Genomic DNA, 549 nt, shown 5'->3' with positions numbered 1-549 from the left:
AATCCACCGAAAATTCGATAATACTCAATTTGAGTAACTCACAAATTTTACCTTAGCCTGATCCGTTACCAGTGAAAGTAACGTTCAGTCTATCTTTCTATCACATACCCAAATTTTTAAAGAACGATCTAATCAAAGACTAGAAATCAATATTCATTACCGAATATTCATTTCTAAACTCTAACAGCAGAAGCAGTTAATGGTGGAGCCAAGCGGGATCGAACCGCTGACCTCCTGCGTGCAAGGCAGGCGCTCTCCCAGCTGAGCTATGGCCCCATAACAAAATTGGTGGGTCTGGGCAGATTCGAACTGCCGACCTCACCCTTATCAGGGGTGCGCTCTAACCAACTGAGCTACAGACCCAATTTCGAGCGCAACTGATTAGCTAAGAGCTATCAGCTTGGAGCTTAAAGCTGCTTCTATCGTCTTCTTCAATGAATCAAGCAATTCGTGTGGGAACTTATGGAGCAGCTGATGTCGTCGATTAAGGAGGTGATCCAGCCGCAGGTTCCCCTACGGCTACCTTGTTACGACTTCACCCCAGTCATG

The 549-nt window shown here is 45.5% G+C and carries 2 tRNA genes and 1 rRNA gene; all 3 read right to left on the bottom strand.

The window, feature by feature from the left end:
* Nucleotides 1-200 precede the first annotated feature (200 nt).
* A tRNA-Ala gene (locus HBR94_RS28405) sits at nt 201-276 on the bottom strand.
* Nucleotides 277-286: 10 nt separating this feature from the next.
* A tRNA-Ile gene (locus HBR94_RS28400) sits at nt 287-363 on the bottom strand.
* A 122-nt stretch (nt 364-485) separates the two neighbouring features.
* Nucleotides 486-549 (bottom strand): 16S ribosomal RNA (locus HBR94_RS28395); the annotation flags it as partial.

Origin of the sequence: Pseudomonas sp. WS 5412 (genome assembly GCF_012985615.1) — a bacterium.
Lineage (GTDB): Bacteria > Pseudomonadota > Gammaproteobacteria > Pseudomonadales > Pseudomonadaceae > Aquipseudomonas > Aquipseudomonas shahriarae.
This window is presented reverse-complemented; position numbering and strand designations above follow the sequence as displayed.